The 22,850-nt window shown below is 32.9% G+C and carries 22 protein-coding genes; 17 read left to right on the forward strand and 5 right to left on the reverse strand.

The window, feature by feature from the left end; all coding sequences use genetic code 11:
* Positions 1-12: 12 nt before the first annotated feature.
* The 13 genes from wecB (at position 13) to SB689_RS11590 (ending at position 11,923) form a co-directional block, all read left to right on the forward strand.
* The gene (wecB, locus tag SB689_RS11530) at positions 13-1,146 is read left to right on the forward strand and encodes a non-hydrolyzing UDP-N-acetylglucosamine 2-epimerase (RefSeq protein ID WP_410692297.1); all 1,134 of its coding nucleotides are present in this window, start codon (positions 13-15) and stop codon (positions 1,144-1,146) included.
* Between the two features lie 6 nt (positions 1,147-1,152).
* Entirely contained in the window at positions 1,153-2,364 is a 1,212-nt protein-coding gene (locus SB689_RS11535) for a glycosyltransferase family 4 protein (protein WP_410692298.1), read from the forward strand.
* Positions 2,365-2,530: 166 nt separating this feature from the next.
* Entirely contained in the window at positions 2,531-3,115 is a 585-nt protein-coding gene (locus tag SB689_RS11540) for a sugar transferase (RefSeq protein WP_410692299.1), read from the forward strand.
* The gene (locus SB689_RS11545; protein ID WP_410692300.1) at positions 3,108-4,067 is read left to right on the forward strand and encodes a formyltransferase family protein; all 960 of its coding nucleotides are present in this window, start codon (positions 3,108-3,110) and stop codon (positions 4,065-4,067) included. Before SB689_RS11540 ends, SB689_RS11545 begins: the two co-directional genes overlap by 8 nt.
* Positions 4,060-4,734: a PIG-L deacetylase family protein gene (locus tag SB689_RS11550; RefSeq protein WP_410692301.1), complete on the forward strand. Its 675-nt coding sequence runs from the start codon at positions 4,060-4,062 to the stop codon at positions 4,732-4,734. The genes SB689_RS11545 and SB689_RS11550 overlap by 8 nt, the downstream gene beginning before the upstream one ends.
* 104 nt (positions 4,735-4,838) lie before the next feature.
* A complete protein-coding gene (locus SB689_RS11555) occupies positions 4,839-5,480 on the forward strand; it encodes an acetyltransferase (protein WP_410692302.1) in 642 nt (213 codons plus the stop codon).
* A gap of 1 nt (position 5,481) precedes the next feature.
* Positions 5,482-6,612, forward strand: coding sequence for an aminotransferase class I/II-fold pyridoxal phosphate-dependent enzyme (locus tag SB689_RS11560; protein ID WP_410692303.1), 1,131 nt, complete (start codon positions 5,482-5,484; stop codon positions 6,610-6,612).
* Between the two features lie 18 nt (positions 6,613-6,630).
* A complete protein-coding gene (locus SB689_RS11565; protein WP_410692304.1) occupies positions 6,631-7,200 on the forward strand; it encodes a sugar transferase in 570 nt (189 codons plus the stop codon).
* 36 nt (positions 7,201-7,236) lie between these two features.
* A complete protein-coding gene (gene rfbC / locus SB689_RS11570; RefSeq protein ID WP_410692305.1) occupies positions 7,237-7,782 on the forward strand; it encodes a dTDP-4-dehydrorhamnose 3,5-epimerase in 546 nt (181 codons plus the stop codon).
* Positions 7,783-7,876: 94 nt separating this feature from the next.
* A complete protein-coding gene (gene rimO / locus SB689_RS11575; protein ID WP_410692306.1) occupies positions 7,877-9,178 on the forward strand; it encodes a 30S ribosomal protein S12 methylthiotransferase RimO in 1,302 nt (433 codons plus the stop codon).
* A 414-nt stretch (positions 9,179-9,592) separates the two neighbouring features.
* Positions 9,593-10,252 (forward strand): hypothetical protein, encoded by a 660-nt coding sequence (locus tag SB689_RS11580; RefSeq protein ID WP_410692307.1) that lies wholly within the window; start codon positions 9,593-9,595, stop codon positions 10,250-10,252.
* A 38-nt stretch (positions 10,253-10,290) separates the two neighbouring features.
* On the forward strand, positions 10,291-11,031 hold the full coding sequence (locus tag SB689_RS11585) for a hypothetical protein (RefSeq protein ID WP_410692308.1): 741 nt from the start codon (positions 10,291-10,293) through the stop codon (positions 11,029-11,031).
* A gap of 520 nt (positions 11,032-11,551) precedes the next feature.
* On the forward strand, positions 11,552-11,923 hold the full coding sequence (locus SB689_RS11590; RefSeq protein ID WP_410692309.1) for a septal ring lytic transglycosylase RlpA family protein: 372 nt from the start codon (positions 11,552-11,554) through the stop codon (positions 11,921-11,923).
* 50 nt (positions 11,924-11,973) lie between these two features.
* On the opposite strand, the gene SB689_RS11595 is transcribed toward SB689_RS11590, so the two are convergent.
* The 5 genes from SB689_RS11595 to SB689_RS11615 all read right to left on the reverse strand — a co-directional run bounded on the left by SB689_RS11595 (position 11,974) and on the right by SB689_RS11615 (position 18,048).
* Positions 11,974-12,738, reverse strand: coding sequence for an exodeoxyribonuclease III (locus tag SB689_RS11595; RefSeq protein WP_410692310.1), 765 nt, complete (start codon positions 12,736-12,738; stop codon positions 11,974-11,976).
* 89 nt (positions 12,739-12,827) lie between these two features.
* Complete coding sequence (locus SB689_RS11600) at positions 12,828-14,372, reverse strand: PglZ domain-containing protein (RefSeq protein WP_410692311.1); 1,545 nt, start codon at positions 14,370-14,372, stop codon at positions 12,828-12,830.
* A 262-nt stretch (positions 14,373-14,634) separates the two neighbouring features.
* The gene (locus SB689_RS11605; protein ID WP_410692312.1) at positions 14,635-15,204 is read right to left on the reverse strand and encodes a thioredoxin family protein; all 570 of its coding nucleotides are present in this window, start codon (positions 15,202-15,204) and stop codon (positions 14,635-14,637) included.
* 18 nt (positions 15,205-15,222) lie between these two features.
* Positions 15,223-16,257, reverse strand: a complete 1,035-nt coding sequence (locus SB689_RS11610) for a YncE family protein (protein WP_410692313.1) — start codon at positions 16,255-16,257, stop codon at positions 15,223-15,225.
* A 150-nt stretch (positions 16,258-16,407) separates the two neighbouring features.
* Complete coding sequence (locus SB689_RS11615) at positions 16,408-18,048, reverse strand: S41 family peptidase (protein WP_410692314.1); 1,641 nt, start codon at positions 18,046-18,048, stop codon at positions 16,408-16,410.
* Positions 18,049-18,327: 279 nt separating this feature from the next.
* On the opposite strand from SB689_RS11615, the gene SB689_RS11620 reads away from it, so the two are divergent.
* The 4 genes from SB689_RS11620 to lpxA all read left to right on the forward strand — a co-directional run bounded on the left by SB689_RS11620 (position 18,328) and on the right by lpxA (position 22,842).
* Positions 18,328-19,545, forward strand: a complete 1,218-nt coding sequence (locus SB689_RS11620) for an HD domain-containing protein (protein ID WP_410692315.1) — start codon at positions 18,328-18,330, stop codon at positions 19,543-19,545.
* 80 nt (positions 19,546-19,625) lie between these two features.
* On the forward strand, positions 19,626-20,657 hold the full coding sequence (gene lpxD / locus SB689_RS11625; protein ID WP_410692316.1) for a UDP-3-O-(3-hydroxymyristoyl)glucosamine N-acyltransferase: 1,032 nt from the start codon (positions 19,626-19,628) through the stop codon (positions 20,655-20,657).
* Positions 20,650-22,047 carry a bifunctional UDP-3-O-[3-hydroxymyristoyl] N-acetylglucosamine deacetylase/3-hydroxyacyl-ACP dehydratase gene (locus tag SB689_RS11630; RefSeq protein WP_066755652.1) on the forward strand — a complete coding sequence of 466 codons (1,398 nt, stop codon included), beginning with the start codon at positions 20,650-20,652 and terminating at the stop codon, positions 22,045-22,047. Before lpxD ends, SB689_RS11630 begins: the two co-directional genes overlap by 8 nt.
* Entirely contained in the window at positions 22,048-22,842 is a 795-nt protein-coding gene (gene lpxA / locus SB689_RS11635; protein ID WP_054510285.1) for an acyl-ACP--UDP-N-acetylglucosamine O-acyltransferase, read from the forward strand.
* The last annotated feature ends 8 nt before the right edge of the window (positions 22,843-22,850 follow it).

Raw genomic sequence — 22,850 nt, forward strand, 5'->3', positions numbered from 1 at the left:
CAAAAAAATACAATGAAAAAATTAAAAGTAATGACGGTTGTGGGGACACGACCGGAAATCATTAGACTATCAAGAGTATTATCAGCTTTAGATGCTTCTGAGGCTATAGAACATATTATCGTCCACACAGGACAAAATTATGACTATGAACTTAATCAGATCTTTTTTGAAGATTTAGGCTTGCGTAAACCAGATTACTTCTTAGAAGCAGCTGGAAAAACAGCTACAGAAACCGTAGGAAATATTTTAATTAAAATTGATCCACTTCTTGAAGAGCTGAAACCTGATGCCTTTTTAGTTTTGGGTGATACAAATTCTTGTCTTTGTGCAATACCTGCTAAGAAAAGACAAATTCCTATTTTCCATATGGAAGCAGGAAACAGATGTTTTGATCAAAGAGTTCCGGAAGAAACAAACCGTAAAATTGTTGATCATACCTCAGATGTTAATTTAACATATTCTGATATTGCCCGCGAATATTTGTTGAGAGAAGGACTTCCTGCAGACAGAATTATTAAAACAGGTTCTCCTATGTTTGAGGTTTTAAACCATTATCTACCTCAAATCGAGAGTTCTGATGTTTTAAGCAGATTGAACTTGGAAGAAGGAAAATATTTTGTAGTTTCTTCACATAGAGAGGAAAATATTAATTCAGAAAAGAATTTTAATGGTTTAATGGAAAGCCTTAATGCTATTGCTGAAAAATTTGGATATCCTATTATTGTTTCTACTCACCCTAGAACCAGAAATATGATAGATAAAAAACAGATAGAGATGAGGCCGGAAATTCAGTTTTTAAAACCACTTGGTTTCCATGATTATAATGCTCTTCAAATGAGAAGCTATGCTGTTTTGTCGGATTCGGGAACAATTTCGGAAGAATCTTCTATTTTGAATTTTAGAGCTCTTAATATCAGAGATGCTCACGAAAGACCTGAAGCAATGGAAGAGGCATCTGTAATGATGGTAGGAATGTCGCCGGAAAGAATTTTGCAGGGATTAACGCAACTTCAACAGCAAAAAGTAGGTAAAGGAAGAAACTACAGACCTGTAGCCGATTATTCGATGCCAAATGTTTCTGAAAAAGTAGTGAGAATCATATTAAGTTATACAGATTATATTAACAGAGTAGTCTGGAGTAAGTAATAAATTATGAATGTATTATTTCTTACGCTAGCAAAAATCGAGACCTTACAGCAACGAGGTATTTATCATGATCTGATGCGTGAGTTTTCTAATCATGGACATAATCTTTATATTGTTTCACCAACAGAAAGACGCGAAAATCAAAAAAGCAGTATAAAAATAGAAGGAAATACAACACTTTTAAATGTAAGAACATTCAATATTCAGAAAACTAATTTTATTGAGAAGGGAATTTCTACCTTAACTATCGAAAAAATATTTTTAAGAGCTGTCAAAAAATATTTTTCAGATATAAAATTTGATTTGGTTATTTATTCTACTCCTCCTATTACATTTACCGGGGTCATTAAATACATTAAGAAAAGAGATAATGCTAAAACATATCTGCTGCTTAAAGATATTTTTCCACAGAATGCCGTTGATATGCAGCTAATGTCTAAAAAAGGATTATTATACAATTATTTTAGGACAAAAGAAAAAGCATTATATAATATTTCGGATAAGATAGGGTGTATGTCTCAAGCTAATGTGAGATTCTTATTAAATCATAATCCATATCTATCAGAAGAAAAAATAGAAATTAACCCAAATTCTATTGAATTAGTACCTTTTGTTGAGATGACGGATAACGAGAAAAGAGAGATAAAAATAAAGTATGGTATACCAAATGATAAAAAGACCTTCATATATGGTGGGAATCTTGGGAAACCGCAAGGAATTGACTTTCTTATAGAAACTCTAAAGGCAAAATCAGATGATGAGAGGGCTTTTTTTGTTGTAATTGGATCAGGAACAGAATACAATAAAATCAGGAATTGGTTTGATACCTTTCGCCCCAAAAATGCTTTACTACTTTCGGCTGTTCCAAAAAGTGATTATGATAGGCTGGTGCAGACTTGCGATATAGGATTAATTTTTTTACATAAAGATTTTACAATCCCAAATTATCCGTCAAGGTTGCTTTCATATCTTGAATTTAAAATGGGAGTACTTGCTGCAACGGATTCTAATACAGATATTGGAGCTGATATTATGAAGAATGGTTGTGGTTTTGCCGTTAATTCAGGTAATTTACCTGCGATGTTAGAAAGTGTAGACAAATTTATAGAAATGGATGGCACTAAATTTGAAGAAATGAGACAAAACAGCTTAGAATTTCTTAAAAAAGATTTTCAAGTTGAGCAGTCATATCAAAAAATAATAAAATTATTACATTAATAAATAGATCGTCTATTATTAGAAGCCTGGAAACAATGTAAGGTTTGTAAGTGTTTTTTTATCTCACTATTTCAAGAGAAATTTATAATTTTGAATGACAAAAAAATTAATAACAAGAGAATTCATTATAACTATGGTTTTAAACTTGATTAAAATTAAATAAACGATGTATAAAGCCTTTATAAAAAGAATTTTAGATATTATTGTAGCTCTTTTGGTTATTATATTCTTATTTCCCATATTTATAGTAATTTATATCTTAGTAAAACTTGATAGCTCCGGAAATTTCTTTTTCTTTCAGGAAAGGCTTGGCTATAAAGGAAAAACATTTAAGATATATAAAGTGAGAACAATGTATGATAAACAAAGGATTGCAGATCGAGAAATCCTTAAACATGATGCAGAAGTGACGCGTGTGGGATATTATTTGCGACGATTTAAAATAGATGAATTGCCGCAAATTATCAATGTTTTTAATGGGGATATGTCGTTGGTTGGACCGCGACCATGTCTTCCAAATCAGTTAGCCGAATTTAACGAAGACGGAAAGAAACGTATTGAAGTTGTTCCAGGATTAACTGGACTTTCTCAAGTTAATGGTAATATTCACTTGTCTTGGCAAGAAAGGTGGAAGTACGATAGAAAATATGTAGAAAACCAGAGTTTTATGTTGGATGTAAAGATTATACTTAAAACTTTTTTAATACTTCTCAATGGAGAGGATAAATACATAAAGCACCCTAATGTATAAAATATTAGTAATAGGAGCTGTAAATTCAACAGTGCAGATTATAAACAAATTGGTTGAGCATAATCTGGAAATTGTTGGTGTTCTTGGACATGAGCCTAAAAATAAAGAAAAAATTTCAGGATGGGCAGATCTGTCCTTAGTTACATCTCTTCTTAATATCAATTATAAAGGTTTTAGTAAGATTAATGATAAAGAAAACCTTAATTGGGCATTAGATAAGAAACCCGATATTATTTTTGCTGTTGGATTCTCTCAGTTGATGCATGAGCAATGGTTTTCAGTTTCAAATCTGGGGTGTATAGGATTTCATCCTACAAAACTTCCAATTGGAAGAGGAAGAGCACCATTGGCATGGATTACGTTAGAACAGTCTTACGGTTCTGCATCATTTTTTCTTATGGGTGAGGGAGCAGATGATGGTCCTATTTTTACGCAGTCTATTTTTAAAGTTGAAGAAGAAGATGATGCAACTAAAGTGGAAGCAAAAATTATGCAGCATATAGATTTAGCATTAGATCAATGGCTTCCGGAACTTAAAAAAGGTTTTTGGAACCCAGTCCCACAATGCGAACATCTTGCATCTTATTATGGAATAAGAAAAGAAGAAGATGGTTTGATTAATTGGAATGATGATGTAAATTATATCAATAGATTAATAAAAGCAGCTTCTAGACCGCATCCTGGGGCATACACTTACTGCAAGGATGAAAAGTTAATCATTTGGTCTTGCAGACCAGAAAACGATATTCAGTTTAAGGGAGTAATTGGTAGAGTTTTATTGAAAAATAAAGAAGGAAACATACTTATCCAAACCGGAAAAGGTCTTTTATGGATAGAAGAATATACATTTAAAGATACTAGCTCCGATATTTCTATTAACGTAGGAGATAAATTGGGATATAATATTGAAGACGAAATTTACAAAATAAAAAAACAAATTAAAAATGAATAGAGTAATTGTAATAGCACCACATGCGGATGATGAGGTAATTGGATGTGGAGCAACCATTGCTAAACATATTAATTCTGGTGACGAAGTTATAGTGATTATTGCTACAAATGCTTCAATAGGAGCACCTGAACTTTATTCAATAGATCAAATAAACAAAACACGTTCTGAAGCAATTGCTGCACATCAGTTTTTAGGTGTTAAAGAAACTGTTTTCCTTGATTTTCCGGCTCCTGCACTAAATGCTTTTCCGGAATTTAAAATTTCATTGGAAATTTTTAAGATATTTGAAAGAGTAAAACCTACTCATTTATATTTGCCCCATCCTGGAGATATTCATCAGGATCATAAAGCAATTTACAGAGCCTCCTTAGTAGCAGCAAGACCTCAGGGCGATAATAAAATCCTGAACATATATTGTTACGAAACACTTTCTGAGACAGAATGGACTCCTATGCAGGAGAAAGCGTTCGTTCCAAACCACTTTGTAAATGTTACAGATACTTTCTCAAAGAAAACTGAGGCAATGAAATTTTTTGGATCACAAATAAAAGAATTTCCGCATTCTCGTTCTGTAGAAGCTTTTGATGCTTTAGCGATGTACAGAGGAGCTACTGTAGGGGTACAAAGAGCAGAAGCTTTTGTGGTAGAGCGTCAGTTAATTCTGTAGCTACATCCTTAAAAGAGAGTTTTATTGTATGATACTAGAAATTCTATACTTAAAATAAATGTCATAAAGGAGAATGGCATTATTGCCATATAAAAATATTAAACATGAGAAAAATTGCAATTATTGGTGCTGGAGGATTTGGGAGAGAAGTCAAGATGCTAATTGACCATATTAACCAAAAAAATAACCAATTTGAAATTATCGGTTTTTTTGATGACAAAAAATATGAAACCGAAATAAACGGGTTACCATATTTAGGTGGACTTGAAAAAATAAATGAAGTAGATTATCCACTTTCTATAGCAGTAGCAATAGGCGATCCTAAGACTAAACAAAAAATAATTCAAAATATTGATAATGTAAATATTGAATTTCCTAATTTAATCCATCCGTCTGTTATCATCGGGCAGGATAATGTGAGGTTAGGAAAAGGAAATATTATTTGCGCAGGTGTTATTATTACAGTTGATATTGAAATAGAAGATTTTGTAATTCTTAATCTCTCTTGTACTGTAGGGCATGATACTAAAATTAAAGAATACTGCTCGTTTATGCCAACAGTAAATATTTCGGGAGAAGTTATAATTAATAAAGCTGTTTATGTAGGAACAGGTGCAAAAATTATTAATTTGCTTGAAATAGGCGAAAATACTATAATTGGAGCGGGTGCCGTTGTATCAAAGAGTATTCCGGCAAACTGTACAGCTGTTGGTATTCCTGCAAAACCTATAAAATTTCATGAATAATATGTCACAAAAAATCTGGTTATCCTCTCCTCACATGGGAGGCAACGAATTAAAATATATAAATGAAGCATTCAAAGAAAATTGGGTAGCTCCATTGGGACCTAATGTTGATGGGTTCGAAAAAGATTTAGAACTTTTTTTGAATAAAGAGGTGAATGTTGCTGTTTTATCTGCGGGTACGGCGGCTATTCATTTAGCTTTAATAGAATGTGGAGTTGAGCATGGTGATGAGGTTATATGCCAGTCAATGACGTTTTCTGCTTCTGCAAACCCTATTTCATATTGCGGAGCAACACCAGTATTTATCGATAGCGAATCAGATACATGGAATATGTGTCCGAAAGCTTTAAAAGAAGCTATTGAAGATAGAATTAAAAATGGTAAAAAGCCAAAAGCAATCATTGTAGTTCATCTATATGGAATGCCTGCGAAAATGGACGAGATAGTTTCTATTGCTAGTGAATATCAGATTGATCTCATTGAAGATGCAGCAGAAGCTTTAGGTTCAAAATATAAAGGTCAGTCTTGCGGTACTTTTGGGCGTTTTGGAATTCTAAGTTTTAACGGCAATAAGATTATCACGACTTCTGGTGGAGGTGCATTAGTTTGTCACACAAAGGATGATAAAGATAAAACGGTATTTTTATCTACTCAGGCCAGAGATAATGCTCCTCATTATCAACACTCACATATTGGTTTCAATTACAGAATGAGTAACATAGTGGCTGGTATTGGTAGAGGACAAATGGAAGTATTACAAAATCGAGTAGATGCAAGAAGAGCAATGCATGATTTTTATGTGAATATCTTTGAAAAAATTGATGGAGTAGAAGTTTTTTCTGAACCAAATTCTGATTTTTATTCAAATCATTGGCTTTCTTCTATCATAGTTGATCCTGCTATTACTGGTAAAACAAGAGAAGATTTAAGATTAGCATTTTTAGAAGATAATATAGAATCAAGACCATTATGGAAACCAATGCACATGCAGCCAATTTTTGCTGATGCACCATATTATGGAACTAATGTTTCCGAGAAATTATTTGAAGATGGGCTTTGTTTACCTTCAGGATCCAATCTTTCCAATGAAGAAAGAGAAAGAATTGCAAATGTGATCAGTAAGTTTTTTTAAGCTTTAGTTTTATTATCAATGAATCATTATAAACATTGGAAGGTCATTTTTGATTTAATTTTTTCAATCATTTTGATTATTTTGATGATGCCTTTATTCATTGTTTTATTTATTGTAATTAGTATAGACACAAAGTCCAATGGAATTTTCTGTCAAAAGAGAGTAGGCCAGTACGGTAAACTTTTTACAATTTATAAATTTAAAACAATTAATGAAAAAACTAAAAAAAGCTCTTACTTAGGTCTATTATTGAGAAAAACTAAGCTTGACGAACTTCCCCAATTATTCAATATTATTAAAGGAGAAATGAGTTTTGTAGGTCCGCGTCCGGATATTGAAGGATATTACGATAAACTTCAAGGGAATGACAGGGAAGTGTTAAAACTAAAACCGGGAGTAACTTCTGAGGCAAGCATAAAATATAGTAATGAAGAATTTTTATTAAGCTCTCAGAAAAATCCTATAGTATATAACGATGAGGTTATATTTCCAGATAAAGTAAGGATGAACTTGGATTATCTGAAAAAAATGTCGTTTTCCGAAGATTTGAAAATTTTATTAAAAACAATTTTCAAAATATTAAAATAAATTGCAGATCGCTTTTAAAAGCTATATTTAAATTATATGAAAATAAAAGAAACACCACTTAAAGATTGTTATATAATAGAGCCTACTATTTTTGAAGATGATAGAGGCTACTTCTTTGAGAAATTTAATGAAAAGAAGTTTGAAGAACTAACTTCAATGAACGGGCATTTCGTTCAGGATAATATTTCTAAATCTTCTTATGGAGTTTTAAGAGGGTTACACCTACAGAAAGGAGAGCATGCTCAGGCTAAACTCGTTTCATGTTTGGAAGGTAAAGTTTGGGATATAGCTGTTGATTTGAGAGAAAATTCTCCAACATTTGGAGAATGGTTCGGAATAGAACTTACCGAAGAAAATAAACTTCAATTATACATACCAAGAGGATTTGGACATGGATTTTCAGTAATAAGTGAAACGGCAGTATTTGCTTATAAATGTGATAATTTTTATAATAAAGAATCCGAAGGGAGTGTAAAATTTGATGATCCTGAGCTTAATATTGATTGGAAAGTTGATCCAAATGATATGATTCTTTCGGAGAAAGATCAAAATTCACCAAGCTTTAAAGATAAAAACTTTTAAATAGCATATTGAGAATCACTTTATTAAAGTGGTTCTCTTTTTTTAATTCATACTCTTCAATATTTCGTATCTTTGCAAACTCAAAATCAAAAAGATGCGTACAAAATCCATAGGTAAGAAGAAAATTAACATCGTCACACTCGGCTGTTCAAAGAATGTATATGACTCTGAAGTGTTGATGAGCCAGCTGAAAGCCAATGGAAAAGAAGTGGTGCATGAAGACAAAGGTGATATCGTTGTAATCAATACCTGCGGATTTATAGATAATGCAAAGGAAGAATCCATCAATACTATTCTAGAATATGTAGAAGCTAAAAATAGAGGTGAAGTTGAAAAAGTTTTTGTTACAGGTTGTCTTTCTGAAAGATATAAACCGGATTTGATCAAAGAAATCCCTGATGTAGACCAGTATTTTGGAACGAGAGATCTTCCTATTTTATTGAAACATTTAGGTGCAGATTATAAGCACGAGCTTGTTGGTGAGAGATTAACAACTACTCCAAGACATTATGCTTACTTAAAAATATCTGAAGGTTGCGACAGACCTTGTTCTTTTTGTGCAATTCCTTTAATGCGTGGTGGTCATACTTCTACACCGATTGAGAAATTAGTTTCTGAAGCTCAGAAATTAGCAAAAAAAGGGACTAAGGAATTAATTCTAATAGCTCAGGATCTTACCTATTACGGTTTAGACATTTATAAAAAACGTGCCCTTGGAGATTTACTAAAAGAACTTGTAAAAGTAGAAGGTGTAGAATGGATTCGTCTTCATTATGCTTTCCCAAGCGGTTTTCCTGAAGATGTTTTAGATATTATCAGAGAAGAACCTAAGGTTTGTAATTATATAGATATTCCACTTCAACACATCAATTCAGATTTGTTGAAATCGATGAAGAGAGGTACTACTCACGAAAAGACGGATGCACTTCTAGCTAAATTCAGAGAGAAAGTTCCTGATATGGCCATTAGAACAACTTTAATCGTTGGGTATCCCGGAGAAACCGAAGAAAGATTCCAGGAAATGAAGGAGTGGGTAAGAGAACAAAAGTTTGATAGATTGGGTTGTTTCACATATTCTCATGAAGAAAATACTACGGCTTATGTTTTAGAGGATGATATTCCTCAGGAAGTAAAAGAAGCTAGAGTAGAAGAGATTATGGAATTGCAGTCACAAATTTCTTGGGAAAAGAATCAGGAGAAGATCGGGAAAGTTTTCAAATGTGTATTTGATAGAAAAGAAGGAAACTATTTTATTGGAAGAACGGAATATGATTCTCCGGATGTAGATAATACAGTGTTGGTTTCTGCAGATAATACGTATATCTCTATTGGTGAATTTGCAGAGGTTAAAATCACTTCTGCTGAAGAATTCGACTTATATGGAGAATTAGTTTAAAATATCTCATTTATTAGTGAATTTTCAATATATATTTCATTGATAATGTCATATATCTAAATTTATTTTAAGCATTAATAAAAATTAACACATTTTATTATATTTTAATATTGTGTTTAACTGTTTGTAATTCAGTGTTTTATGTTTTTATCAAAATGAATTTGTAAAACTTTTTATATCTTACTATTGCAGTTAAATAATAAAGTACTAACTTTGCGGTATGAATAGATTTTTATAATGCTATTTACTGAACGTTAGATATTTAAAACTAAATCGAAAATGAAACAGTTTTTGAGAATATTATTCTTACTTATTTGTTTGATTTTCATTTGTTAAGGCACAAGTTGGGATGAGTTGTCCCATTTTGAATAAATATCATTGATGAAAAATGTAATTTAAAATCTTTAAAAACTTATGAAAAAAATTTTATTAACAGCGACTGTACTTGTTAGCATGACAGCGCTTACTAAAGCTCAACAGGGGCGTGTAGGTATAAACACAACTACACCTGCTTCTACTTTAGACGTTACTGCAAATACAGCTGACGCTACAAGACCTGATGCGCTTTTAGTCCCTCGTATGTCAAGAGCTCAATTGGAAGCAAAAAATGCTGCTTATGCCAATGGAACTGGAGCAACCAACCAAAATGGTGCTCTTGTATTTGTTAATGCTATAGATGGTGCAGGAACTGGTAAAACAGTTAATGTAACTGCTACAGGATTCTATTATTATGATGCACCAAACTCTGTATGGGTTGCTGTTGGAGGCGGTGGTGCTGCTACTCCTCAAAGGTATGAAGTTATCAGAGGGGGTGTAGCTAATGTTACTGCTGGGACTTATACTATAGGTGCTACTGATTATTTGATTAATACTCAGGCAACTACTGGAGGAGTATCAATTACTTTCCCTGTTCTTACTGCTGCTGATGCTGGACGTGTTATATTAGTTTTCAATAACAATCCTTCAAATGCTGCTAATACTATTTTAGGTGTTACTGGGCAAACTGGAAATAACTTCCAAAGAGGGCGTACGTTCTCTTGGTCTGGAACTCAATGGGTAAGTGTAGGTTTATAATTTCCCCTAATTTTAATAATAATATAATTTTAAACAAGATGAAAAATATATTTAGCCTTTTGTTGTTAGCAGGTTTAGGATCTATAGCAACCGCTCAGGTTCTTACTAATCAACCTGTAAATGCAACAATTACAAACTCAAATGTACTTTTAGATGGTAGTACAAACTTTAGTACTGAAGTTGGAGCACAACCAAACGTTGGTAAAGGTATTATCATTCCAAGTGTTGACCTTGTTAACTTTCAGTTTGATTTGACTTTAGCTGATGGTGCTACGTTCCCTACTATGTTTGATGGTATGATTGTTTACAACAGATCTACTGGAACAACACTTACTGCTGGTAATAGATCTTCAACTGCTACAGCTGTAGCGCCAGGTTATTATTTCTTCTATAATCCAAATGGATATAATAATCAAACAGTACAACCGGGAGTTTGGAGACCACTTGGAGGTGATCCAAAATTCAATGTAACAACTGCTGAAACAACTACTAATACTTTAGTAAATGGTAGACAGGTGTATGCTAAAAAAGGAAGATTTGTAGCAAGTGGAACTTCTACTGCACCTACATCTTATCCTGATGGAGCTATCTCAGTTCCTGCTAGTGGAACAGCAAGCGTTTACAGAGTAACTGTTTTCAAAGCAGGTACAGGAAGTGTTTTTGCTAACGGAGTTTATTCTTATGATATTACTAATGGTAACCTTATTACAGGTTCTCCAAGTATGTCTGTAGTTTATCCTGCTGATACTTATGACTATATTGTAGAATATACTAAATAAGCTATAACTACATTTTAAATATAAAACCAATGAGTTATCTCATTGGTTTTTTTGTTTTTTAATTTCTCAATTAATTGATTCGAAGCTTTATATTTCTTAAATTAAATCTAGCGCTATTTATTATGCTGTTTTTTCTCTATTGTTATAAATTAAGGCTTTGGATTAATTTATAGAATGGAATTAATTAAAACTATTTTATACTTTAAGTATAAACCATCTCGCTTTTATTTAAAGTAATTTTTTCAGATTCATCAAAACTTGTTAAAAAAATTAAGATATTGATTTTCAGTAACTTTTATTTTGTGTTTTTTTAAATTATGCGCTAATTAGTTAATTTCGTTAACTTTTTAACGTTATTTTTAACACATTTTAACAATGTACTCTAAGAAGCCTGTTAATAGGGAGTTACAAGGGTCGTTGGGATAGAATTGGGTTTTTGTTAACAGTTTTTAACATTTAGACTATGGACTTTACCATATTCATGATACTTTTGCTGAGTCAAAACCAATAAAATTTCAAGATGATGAAAAGATTCATTCTCGTAATCATAATGATGATTTCAACCTTTGGTGTTTATTCTTTCAAGAATAATGCCACAGATGCGAAGAAAACAAGTTATGCATCGTACTACCACGATAAATTTAACGGTAGAAAAACGGCCAGCGGAGAAATCTTTGATAATTCAAAGCTTACTGCAGCCAACAGAACGCTTCCTTTTGGTACAACTATTAAAGTAACCAATCTGAACAATGGAAAAGAGGTAATAGTGAAGATTAATGATAGAGGGCCTTTCCATTCATCAAGAGCGCTAGATATGTCTAGAGCCGCGTTCGATGAAATCGGAGATACCGATCACGGTACGATTCCGGTGGAATATGAAATTGTCGATTAACATTTATGATTAAATTGCAAAGCCAGCTGAATAAGCTGGCTTTTATTTTTTTAGATATTAATTTCTATTAAAGCAGGGCAGTGATCCGAATGCACTGCTTCCTTCAAAATAACGGCTCTGGAAAGCTTTTCTTTTAATGAATAGGATGCAAAGTTGTAATCCAACCTCCAGCCTTTATTATTGGCTCTGGAATTCTGTCTGTAACTCCACCAGGTATAATTGTCGGGCTCATTATTAAAAAACCTGAAACTGTCTATCAATTCGCATTCTTCGATGAAACTTGTCATCCATTCTCTTTCCATTGGTAAGAAGCCTGAAGTATTTTTTAAACCAACCGGATTGTGGATATCAATTGCTTCATGACAGATATTAAAATCTCCCGAAATAATAAGATTTGGAATAGTCTTTTTTAATTCTTTAATGTAAGCCAGAAAATCATGGCAAAACTGCATTTTAAATTCTAGTCTTTCAATATTCGAAGCAGAAGGGACATATACAGAAATTGCCGAGAAACCATCAAAGTCTGCACGAATAATTCTTCCTTCATTATCATAGCTTTCAATACCGCAGCCATATTCTACATGATTGGGTTTTATTTTTGAAGCGATTCCGACACCGCTGTAGCCTTTTCTTACTGCTGAATGCCAATAACTATGATAACCTAATTTTTCAAGGCTTTCGATGTCTATTTGATCGTTTCCTGCTTTACTCTCCTGAATGCAGATAATATCCGGATCAGCTGTTTTCAGCCAACCTAGAAAATCTTTGGTAAAAGCAGCTCTTATTCCGTTTACGTTGTAAGTAATTAATCTCATGTTTCAAAAATATAAAAAAGAAGCGGAAAAAATCAATTGATTTTTTCCGCCACCCTTATTACCCAAAGTTAAATAAACTATGAAAAAAACTACTTGGGTTCTAAAATACTTATTGGAATAATACATTCTTCCAATGATATTCCACCATGTTGGTAGGTTTCTTTATAATAATTCACAAAGTGATTATAATTTTTAGGATAAGCCAGGAAAATATTATTCTTAGCGAAAATATATTTTGAGCTTAAATTTCCTTTTGGTAAAAATAACTTTTCAGGGCTTGTGATCGCCCACACATCTCTGTCGTCGTAAGTTAAACTTTTACCTGTTTTATAACGAATGTTAGTAGATGTTTCTCTGTCACCCACAACTTTACTTGGTTTTTTAACGTAAACTGTTCCGTGATCGGTTGTAATGACCAATTTGTAACCGCTTTCAGCAGCTAGTTTAATAATCTTAATTAAAGATGAATTTTCAAACCAGTTCGATGTTAAAGAACGGAAAGTTTTATCATCACGAATTAATTGGTCAACAATGTGATTATCTGTTTTTGCGTGTGAAAGAATATCAATAAAGTTATAAACAATCACCAAAAGATCATTGTTTTTGTGCTGATTGAAATCATCGTAGATCTTTCTTTCAAAATCGGCATTCAAAACTTTTAAATATTTCATTGATTTAGAACCTAAACCAATTCTTTTCATTTGATCTTCTAGGAAATCGCGCTCAAATTCATTTTTGTTTCCGTCTTCATTATCATTAAACCATTTTTCAGGGAAACGTTTTTCGATCTCAGAAGGCATTAAACCTGCAAAGAAAGAATTTCTCGCATATTGTGTAGCTGTCGGAAGAATACTGTAATAATAATCTTCTGAAACTTTATTATAATATTTAGTGAACAAAGGTTCAATTACTTTCCACTGATCATAACGAAGATTATCAACCATCAATAAAAGAACTTTTTCTTTTTCTACTTCCGGTTTTATTTTTTCTTTGAAAAGGGTGTGGCTCATTAATGGTTTTTCATTTCCATTCAACCAATCTTCGTAATTGTTTTCAATAAATTTAGCAAACTGAATGTTGGCCTCTTCTTTTTGAGACTGTAAAAGATCTGCAAATTCATTATCTGCAACTTTATCAAATTTGATCTCCCAGCTAACGATTTTTTTGTAATATTCTGCCCAATCCTGATACGTTCTTAAATAAGAAAGTTCCATAGAAAGGTTTCTGAATTCCTGCTGATATTGTAAAATTGTCTTTTGTTCAACAAGATTGTCTTCCTGAAGATTTTTCTTTAAAGACAATAAGATCTGATTAGGATTTACAGGCTTCAAAATATAATCCGCGATTTGAGAACCAATGGCTTCTTCCATAATATGTTCTTCTTCGCTTTTTGTAACCATCACTATTTTCAAAGAACTATCTCTTTGTTTGATCATAGGAATAGCCTCAAGCCCGGAAATTCCAGGCATATTTTCATCTATTAAAGTAAGTGCAAATTTTTCCGAATCTATTAATTCTAATGCCTCATTTACGTTATTTACAGGGGTTACGTGGTAACCTTTTTTTTCTAAAAATACAATATGAGGTCTAAGTAAATCTATCTCATCATCTATCCATAATATCTTTTCCGACATAATAATTTAATTTTTCAGGGTTAGTATATCAAAATTGCGACCAAAAGCTCGTAAAATCTGCGAAAATAGAGACTTTAAAAGTTAAATCTTAGTTAAAAATTTTGATGCGTTTTCATTGTAATAATTGACTATGAAGATAACGCATTTGTACTATAAATAGTATGTTTTTTAATGAAAAATCAATTATTGGTTCTTTAATTAATGTATTGAAGAGATTTATACTTTTATAAGAAATTTTACGAGTTAATTTTTAAACTTGAAATCATAAAAGAGAAATTATTTCATCAATAATATCAAAACCTTTATTGCTTTCGTAATATTCCTGTAATTCGTAGAGGAAAACCTCTTTAGGAAATTTTTCGGGATCGCTTTTGTATTTGGCTAAAAGTTCAAATCCAAACGCGGTCCGTGGTCCCCAATGACTTATAATATCGCTCTTGACATCAAGGATAATGACAATGGGGACGGACTCGCTTCCACTTGTTAAGAATAATTTCATCAAATCAGGGTTTTCATCCCTGTATAGTATTTTTACGGCATTTTTGTCCTTAAAGAATTTTTTTATTACCGGAATGGCTTGACTACAGTCTCCACACCAGTCTTCAGCTATAATTAAAATCTTTCCGTTGAAGTTTTTTTCATCCAGAATATTCTCATGATAGGTATCCGGAAAGTAATTTTGCATGATCTGTTCGGCTCTTTCGAGGGAAAGTTTACATTTTTGGATTTTCTCTTCACCAAGATCCTGTTTTTCGGGAGCTTCTATTTTCTTTTCGATATTACGAAGATAAGATTCGAAAGAAATACCTTTTTTCCAATATGCTTCGATCATGACTTCTGTTTTTAAAGGTTATTTTAATTCTCTTTTATAATATGTCAAACCAAAAGGATTGGTTCCTACAGTTGCTGTAGCCGATGGCGAGATAGTTCCCGACGAACTCACATTATAGATCGAAACCGTATTTGCAGTACCTCCGGAATGGGTGACAAACATTTTATCACCTTTATCATTAAGCACAATATTATGAGCTATTGCAGCAGAAGATGATACGGAGCTTCCAATTTGATCTCCAGTTGTTGCATTGATTGAATATAATTGATTACCGGTAATATTACTCACAAAAAATATGTTTTGAGAAGGCAGCGTGAAAATTCCATGAGCGCCTGTGAATACTTTTTCAGACAAAGTATTTAATGTGTTTCCATCCAAAATATATGTTTTTTCTAATTGGCAGGGAACATATAATTTATTGTTGGCATAAAATAAATGAGGTTCTTTTCCAACTGTTTTTTCACCTGTTTTAGCATAAGTGGAAGTAGAATATTTATAAATTTTATCCGATGTAGAACTACTTGTAAATACGGAAACATATGCGGTTGTTCCATCTTGAGATAAAAATATATCGTGAGGCGTCACATCTACACTGATGGTATTGGTTACGGAATTTGTAGCTAGATTTACCACAGAAATTGTTTTATCTATATCATTAACCACCCAAAGTTCTTTGCCTTGAGCGTCTGCCCACATGTGAAAAACACCGTTTCCAACGTTAACTGAGGTTTCTATCTGTTGATTTTGAGGATTGATGACATGAATTTTCTTATTTGCTCTGTCTCCAACATACAATTTGTCGGTTTTCGGAACGTAAACAACGTACATCGGATCCGAATTTGCGATAGTAAGCGTCTTTGTAACGTTATTGGTAACAGCATCAATAAAAGTAACAGAACTGCTAACACGGTTTGCAACAACAACTTTTTCCTCTGTCTTGGCATTTTGGTCGACAGTTATTTCGTTGTCGTGACTGCAAGAGTAAATTGACAGTAAAGCTAATAAAGCAATAGCTCCTAATTTTGTCTGTTTTCCTGAAACGCAATTTTTCATAATCAATTTTATTTGTTTAGGCTAATTTGTTAATAACTTAGACGTAAACAAATTGAATTGCTGACAAAAAAATGTAAAAAATATTAGTTTTAATAATTAATTGATTGAAAAACAGGTATTTATTTTTGATTGAATTTTTCTTTTAATGAATTATTTCCCCGTATTTATATATACTAAAGCTCTTTCCAAGACTTCATCTTTTCCCTCTTTGATGCCTTTTATTGTAGGCTTTATCAAAATATCAGGAATAATTCCTATTCGTTGAGTTTCTCGACCGTTGGGATAATAGGCTCCCAATCCCGTAAAACTCGTCTCCAAATCTGCAATATTGAACCTTATGATATCTCCATTGGCTCCGGAAGTATTGCTGCCAATAATTTTTGCCTTTGGATGTTGTTTAAACATCATAGTTGTAGTTTCGGCTTGACTTTGGGTGTTTTCATCAACCAAAACCACCACATTTCCTTTATAATAATCAGCGTTTTTTCTACCAATACTATTTTTTCGACTGTAAAATTTGCTCAAATAATTGGTTTCAGGGAAATTGAATTGATAATAAATAGTGTTTTCAGGAAGTAACAATTTGCTTAAAGGTAAAATGGTTTGTTTCGGATAATTTCTGAGATCAAAAATGATAGATTCTGTTTCCTTCAGGTTTTTATACATCTCATCAAGATCTTTTCTTTCAATAATTCCCATGTTTACATAGCCGATTTTTCTTTCTTCATTAATGAATTTCCATTTTTCAGGTGTCGCAGGTTTTTCATTGATAATATCTCGGAGTAAGTATGCTTTTACTTTAATTGAAAAATTTTGTCCATCCCGTTCAAGTTTAACCGAAATTGAATCATTATTAGTAAAAAGAAAAAGATTTTTCGCTTTCTTGATTTTTCCCCATGAATTGGAAGCAGGAATATATTTCCCAAAACTATTGACCATTTGTGGAATAGTTTTCCCATTCACATCATAAATTACATCACCGACTTTAAATGGATTTTCTTCATTAAATTTATTGGAATTAATTTTAGTAACAATTAGTTTTCCTTCTGCATAACTGTATTCCACAGGAATTTTTCTTCTTCCATATTGATGCAAACTAATGAACGGCGAAAACAAAAAAGCATGAGAATCATCTGTTTTGGTAACCAATTCTGCTAAAGTTAAATGATAAGATTCATCATTATTAATAACAAGGAACTTCGGAATCATCTCTGTTAAAACATCATTCCAGTTTTGATCTGTTTTGTATTTGTAAGGGAAAAAATATTCTACATAATTCCAATATCTGAATAATTCTAATAAGCTTATCTCTTTTGAGATAAATTTTGACCCATAAGAATTTTCATTTCTGAAAAATACTTTTCTTCCACCAATCCCGAAATAATAATTGTCTCCAATATTTCTATTATCCTGAATATAACTCAATTTCTTAATTATATTTTCTGAAAAAATAGTCTGATTGTTAATCCAATTAAGATCAAAGTTTTTCAAAAAATAGAGTTTGTTATCCTCTTTTTTACATTGTTCACAAGCTTCAACTTTTCCCAGACTGTCAATCCAATTAGCATAAAATTCATTCAATTGATTTTTATCGTTGATTTTTTCAATTTCATTTAATTTCAGGAAAAGCTGATTATCCCAATTGAGATTTCCTTTGGCAACATTCGGATGATAATATTTTAAAAATCCCCAAACTTTACAAAGAGACTCTAATTTTTGAGTTTCAGATAAATTTTGTGCCGAAAAATTGATACTTAAAAAGATGATGACAAAAAGTGAGAATTTTCTCATGAAAGGGTATTGGAATTTGTATCAAAGATAATTTTTAAACACAAAAGGCACAAACTTTTTCACGAATGACACAAGCTTTGTATTAATAGAAAAATGAGCTTTAGCCCGTTTAATTAATCAGCCCTATTCAATTGGCTTCAGCCAAAACTTAATTTTTTAATTAGTGTTATTCGTGAAAAAATTTGTTCGACTTGTGTTTACACCATAATTTTTTAATAGAAAATTAATCAACCCTAAAATTTAAAATCCCTAAATTTGTGTACAAATACTGACATTTCAATGCAGAATAAGCTTAAAATCATCAATGATCCGGTTCACGGATTTATCAAAATTCCTCACGAAATTTTATTCGACATCATCGAACATCCATACTTTCAAAGGCTGAGAAGAATTTCCCAGACTGGACTTTTAACTTTAATTTTTCCGGGTGCTACGCATACGAGATTTCATCATGCCTTGGGCGCGATGCACTTGATGTTTACGGCATTGGAGACTTTAAAGCAGAAAGGAGTTAAAATTTCGGATGAAGAGGAAAAAGGAGCGATGTTGGCTATTTTAATGCATGATATTGGTCATGGCCCATTTTCTCACGCGTTGGAAAGCATGTTAATGGATGATTGGCATCACGAAAATCTTTCATTATTATTAATGAATAGATTAAATGTTGAATTTGATGGCCAGCTTAATGTTGCTATTGAAATGTTCCAAGGAAAATATCATAGAAAATTTTTCAATCAGCTTATTTCTTCTCAATTAGATGTTGACAGATTGGATTATTTGAAAAGAGACAGCTTTTTTACAGGAGTTTCAGAAGGAAATATCAATACACAAAGGATTATTTCGATGATGAACGTGTGTGAAGAAGGCGAATTAGTCATCGATGCGAAAGGAATTTACTCCATTGAAAACTTTCTGACCGCAAGAATGTTCATGTATTGGCAGGTATATTATCATAAAACTTCGGCTTTGGCAGAGTTTCTTTTGGTTAAAATCTTGGAAAGAGCAAAATATTTGGTTTCTCAGGGAATTGATCTGCCTGCGACGGAAAATTTGAAATATTTTTTATACCGCGGAAAAAGCTCAGCAACCGATGAAGACGTTGAAAGATTCACACAAATGGATGATAATGACGTTATTCAGGCGATGAAATCTTGGCAAAATTCTGATGATATTATTCTTTCTTATTGGTGTAAATGCGTGATACAGAGAAACCTGCCTAAAACAATTATCTCTTCTCATCCTTTTGATCCGAAATTTATTGAAGAAAAAATAAAAAACACTAACGAATTTTTCGGAATTGATAACGGGGAAGACCTTGTACACGAGATCAAGAGAAAATTGTTGCCTTATGATACAGAAAAGCAACCAATTTATTTATTGCAGAAAAGTGGGGTCAAATTAAGGCTAGACGAGTCGGAAGACCAGCTTTTATCGGGGTTGATTGTAAATAAAACAACAAGATATATCCTTACTTTCCCAAGAGATATGTCTAATTAATTTCTTAAATAATATTAAAATTCACTATCCTAAAACTAAAAAATGTTTGCGAATTATAGAATTTCTTATCTTTGCAGAATATGGAATTTACAGCTTCGCAAATTGCAAGTTTTATCGACGGAAAAATAATAGGTGACGAGCATGCACTTATTACTGGAGTTTCACCCATTGAAAATGGGGAATCAGGGCATCTTTCTTTTGTAGCACAAGAGAGATTTTCCCATTATTTGGACACTTCACGATGCTCCGTTCTTATCGTTTCTGAAGATATTATAACTAAAGATAATTATAATCCTACCATCATTGCCGTAAAAGATGCTTATCTTGCCTTCCAGGTTTTAATGAATCTGTATCAGGAAATGCAGGGTAGAAAAGAAGGTGTCGAAGACGGCTCTTCAATTCATGAAACAGCTGTTATTGGCGAAAAAGCCTATATCGGTGCGTTTACCTACATCTCAGATAAAGCAAAAATTGGTGAAGGTTCACAAATTTATCCTCATGTTTACATAGGTAAAGGGGTTAAAATTGGTAAAAACTGTAAAATAGACAGTGGTGCCAGAATTTACGATTACTGTATCGTTGGAGATAACTGTGTGATTCATTCCAATACTGTGATTGGTGGAGATGGGTTTGGTTTTCAGCCTACTCCTGACGGATTCAAAAAAATCCCTCAGTTGGGTAATGTAATTATCGAAGATGATGTTGAAATTGGTTCTAACTGTAGTATCGACAGAGCAACCATCGGATCTACCATTATTGGAAAGGGGACTAAAATAGATAACCTTATCCAGATCGCCCACAATGTGAAAATTGGCCAGAATAACGTAATTGCCGCACAAGCAGGAATTGCAGGATCTACTACTATCGGTAACTGGAACCAAATTGGCGGTCAGGTTGGAGTCGTAGGGCATATTAAAATAGGAGATCAGGTGAAAATTCAGGCTCAGAGTGGTGTGAATTCTAGCGTAAATGATAAAGAAACTGTGTACGGTTCTCCTGCGATAAGTTATAATGATTACCTTAGAAGCTATGTACATTTCAGGAATTTACCTGAAATTGTAAAACGAATAAATAATCTTGAGAATACCTCAAAAGATCATACTAATGAGTGATATGCAAAAAACACTTCAGGAAGAGGTAACACTTTCCGGAATTGGCCTTCATACTGGTAAAGAAGTAAAATTGACCATAAAACCTGCTAAAGAAAATACAGGTTTCGTTTTTGTGAGAACAGATTTAGAGGGTCATCCTCAGGTCGAAGCTGATGTAAACTATGTTGTAGCAACAGAAAGAGGAACGACATTAGAAAAATTAGGAGTTAAAATTAACACTTGTGAACATCTTTTGGCAGCTTTAGTTGGTTGTGATATTGATAACGCAATGTTGGAAATGGATGCTTCTGAACCTCCAATTTTAGACGGTTCTTCAAAGTTTTTTGTGGAAGCCATCGAAAGTGTAGGAATTGTAGAACAAGGTATCGCCAGAGAATATTTGGTGGTAAAAGAAGTTCTTAGCTATAGCGATCCGGCAACGGGTTCAGAAATTACAATTATTCCTTCAGATAATTACGAAATTACTACAATGGTAGATTTTGGGACTAAAGTTTTAGGTACTCAGAATGCTACTCTTAAAAATATTTCAGATTTTAAAGAAGAGATTTCATCTGCTAGAACGTTCAGCTTTTTACATGAATTAGAAATGCTTTTAGATCACGGTTTGATCAAAGGTGGAGATATTTCTAACGCGATCGTTTATGTAGATAAAGATCTTACTCCTGAAACTACAGAAAAATTAAAGAAAGCTTTTGGTAAAGACAAAGTGTCTATCAGACCAAACGGTATTCTTGATAATCTTACTTTAAATTATCCTAACGAAGCTGCAAGACACAAATTACTTGATGTAATAGGTGATTTAGCTTTGGCTGGAGTAAAAATAAAAGGAAAAGTTATTGCTAATAAACCAGGACATTTTGTAAATACTCAATTTGCTAAAAAATTGAACCGTCAGTGGAAATTACAAAAGAAAAAAAATGTTCCTGATTTTGATTTAACAAAAGAACCTGTGTTCGATATCAACGGAATTATGAAGTTGATGCCTCACAGACCACCATTCTTATTGATTGATAAAATCTTAGAATTGTCGGATTCTCACGTTGTCGGATTGAAAAATGTTACAATGAATGAACCTTTCTTCGTTGGACATTTCCCTAAAGAGCCTGTAATGCCGGGAGTTCTTCAAGTTGAAGCATTGGCGCAGACAGGAGGTATCCTAGTATTGGCAAGCGTTCCGGATCCTGAAAATTACTCTACATATTTCATTAAAATTGATAAAGTAAAATTCAAGAGAAAAGTAGTTCCAGGTGATACTATGATTTTCAAAATTGAATTGATAGAGCCTATCAGAAGAGGTATTGTTCATATGCAGGGATACGGATATGTGGGAGATACTGTAGCAGTAGAAGCAGAATTAATGGCTCAAGTTGCAAAAAATAAAGTTGATTAAATGATTCATCAATTAGCAGCCGTTGATAAACGTGCAAAAATCAGCAAAAATGTTATTGTAGAACCATTTACTACAATAGCAGGGGATGTAGAAATCGGAGAAGGAACTTGGATTGGCCCTAATGTTACCATTATGGATGGTGCCAGAATAGGTAAAAACTGTAGAATATTTCCGGGAACGGTAATTTCTGCGATCCCTCAGGATTTAAAATTTGATGGTGAAGATACTCAGGTAATTATCGGAGACGAAACTACGATCAGAGAGTGTGTAACGGTAAACAGAGGGACAAAAGCCCTTGGATTTACCAAAATTGGTAAAAACTGCCTTATCATGGCAACTTCCCATATTGCACACGACTGCGTTATCGGAGATCACGTTATCATTGTGAACGGTTGCGGTATTGCGGGGCACGTAGAAATCGGAGACTATACCGTAATGGGAGGTCTTAGTGCTGTGCATCAATTTGGTAAAATCGGAAAACATGTAATGATTTCCGGTGGAACATTGGTAAGAAAAGATATTCCGCCTTATGTAAAGGTGGCGAGAGAACCGATGTCTTACGCAGGAATCAATTCAGTAGGTTTGAGAAGAAGAGGATTTACAAATGAGAAAATTTTCGAAATTCAAAAGATTTACAGAACGATTTTCCAAATGAAAATGAACGTTTCTCAGGCTGTAACTTACATTGAAAAAGAAATGCTTCCAACTGCTGAAAGAGATGAAATTCTTCAGTTTATTCAAAATTCTCCTAGAGGTATTGTAAAAGGATACGGAACAGGAAAAGAAAGTAACTAATACAAATT

The organism is Chryseobacterium sp. SIMBA_038, from assembly GCF_046535115.1.
In the GTDB taxonomy this organism is placed as follows: domain Bacteria; phylum Bacteroidota; class Bacteroidia; order Flavobacteriales; family Weeksellaceae; genus Chryseobacterium.

Bases quoted from the DNA above. Each gene is read 5' to 3' on its own strand.
- wecB (WP_410692297.1), top strand. From the start codon at position 13: ATGAAAAAATTAAAAGTAATGACGGTTGTGGGGACACGACCGGAAATC.
- SB689_RS11535 (WP_410692298.1), top strand. From the start codon at position 1,153: ATGAATGTATTATTTCTTACGCTAGCAAAAATCGAGACCTTACAGCAA.
- SB689_RS11540 (WP_410692299.1), top strand. From the start codon at position 2,531: ATGTATAAAGCCTTTATAAAAAGAATTTTAGATATTATTGTAGCTCTT.
- SB689_RS11545 (WP_410692300.1), top strand. From the start codon at position 3,108: ATGTATAAAATATTAGTAATAGGAGCTGTAAATTCAACAGTGCAGATT.
- SB689_RS11550 (WP_410692301.1), top strand. From the start codon at position 4,060: ATGAATAGAGTAATTGTAATAGCACCACATGCGGATGATGAGGTAATT.
- SB689_RS11555 (WP_410692302.1), top strand. From the start codon at position 4,839: ATGAGAAAAATTGCAATTATTGGTGCTGGAGGATTTGGGAGAGAAGTC.
- SB689_RS11560 (WP_410692303.1), top strand. From the start codon at position 5,482: ATGTCACAAAAAATCTGGTTATCCTCTCCTCACATGGGAGGCAACGAA.
- SB689_RS11565 (WP_410692304.1), top strand. From the start codon at position 6,631: ATGAATCATTATAAACATTGGAAGGTCATTTTTGATTTAATTTTTTCA.
- rfbC (WP_410692305.1), top strand. From the start codon at position 7,237: ATGAAAATAAAAGAAACACCACTTAAAGATTGTTATATAATAGAGCCT.
- rimO (WP_410692306.1), top strand. From the start codon at position 7,877: ATGCGTACAAAATCCATAGGTAAGAAGAAAATTAACATCGTCACACTC.
- SB689_RS11580 (WP_410692307.1), top strand. From the start codon at position 9,593: ATGAAAAAAATTTTATTAACAGCGACTGTACTTGTTAGCATGACAGCG.
- SB689_RS11585 (WP_410692308.1), top strand. From the start codon at position 10,291: ATGAAAAATATATTTAGCCTTTTGTTGTTAGCAGGTTTAGGATCTATA.
- SB689_RS11590 (WP_410692309.1), top strand. From the start codon at position 11,552: ATGATGAAAAGATTCATTCTCGTAATCATAATGATGATTTCAACCTTT.
- SB689_RS11595 (WP_410692310.1), bottom strand. From the start codon at position 12,738: ATGAGATTAATTACTTACAACGTAAACGGAATAAGAGCTGCTTTTACC.
- SB689_RS11600 (WP_410692311.1), bottom strand. From the start codon at position 14,372: ATGTCGGAAAAGATATTATGGATAGATGATGAGATAGATTTACTTAGA.
- SB689_RS11605 (WP_410692312.1), bottom strand. From the start codon at position 15,204: ATGATCGAAGCATATTGGAAAAAAGGTATTTCTTTCGAATCTTATCTT.
- SB689_RS11610 (WP_410692313.1), bottom strand. From the start codon at position 16,257: ATGAAAAATTGCGTTTCAGGAAAACAGACAAAATTAGGAGCTATTGCT.
- SB689_RS11615 (WP_410692314.1), bottom strand. From the start codon at position 18,048: ATGAGAAAATTCTCACTTTTTGTCATCATCTTTTTAAGTATCAATTTT.
- SB689_RS11620 (WP_410692315.1), top strand. From the start codon at position 18,328: ATGCAGAATAAGCTTAAAATCATCAATGATCCGGTTCACGGATTTATC.
- lpxD (WP_410692316.1), top strand. From the start codon at position 19,626: ATGGAATTTACAGCTTCGCAAATTGCAAGTTTTATCGACGGAAAAATA.
- SB689_RS11630 (WP_066755652.1), top strand. From the start codon at position 20,650: ATGAGTGATATGCAAAAAACACTTCAGGAAGAGGTAACACTTTCCGGA.
- lpxA (WP_054510285.1), top strand. From the start codon at position 22,048: ATGATTCATCAATTAGCAGCCGTTGATAAACGTGCAAAAATCAGCAAA.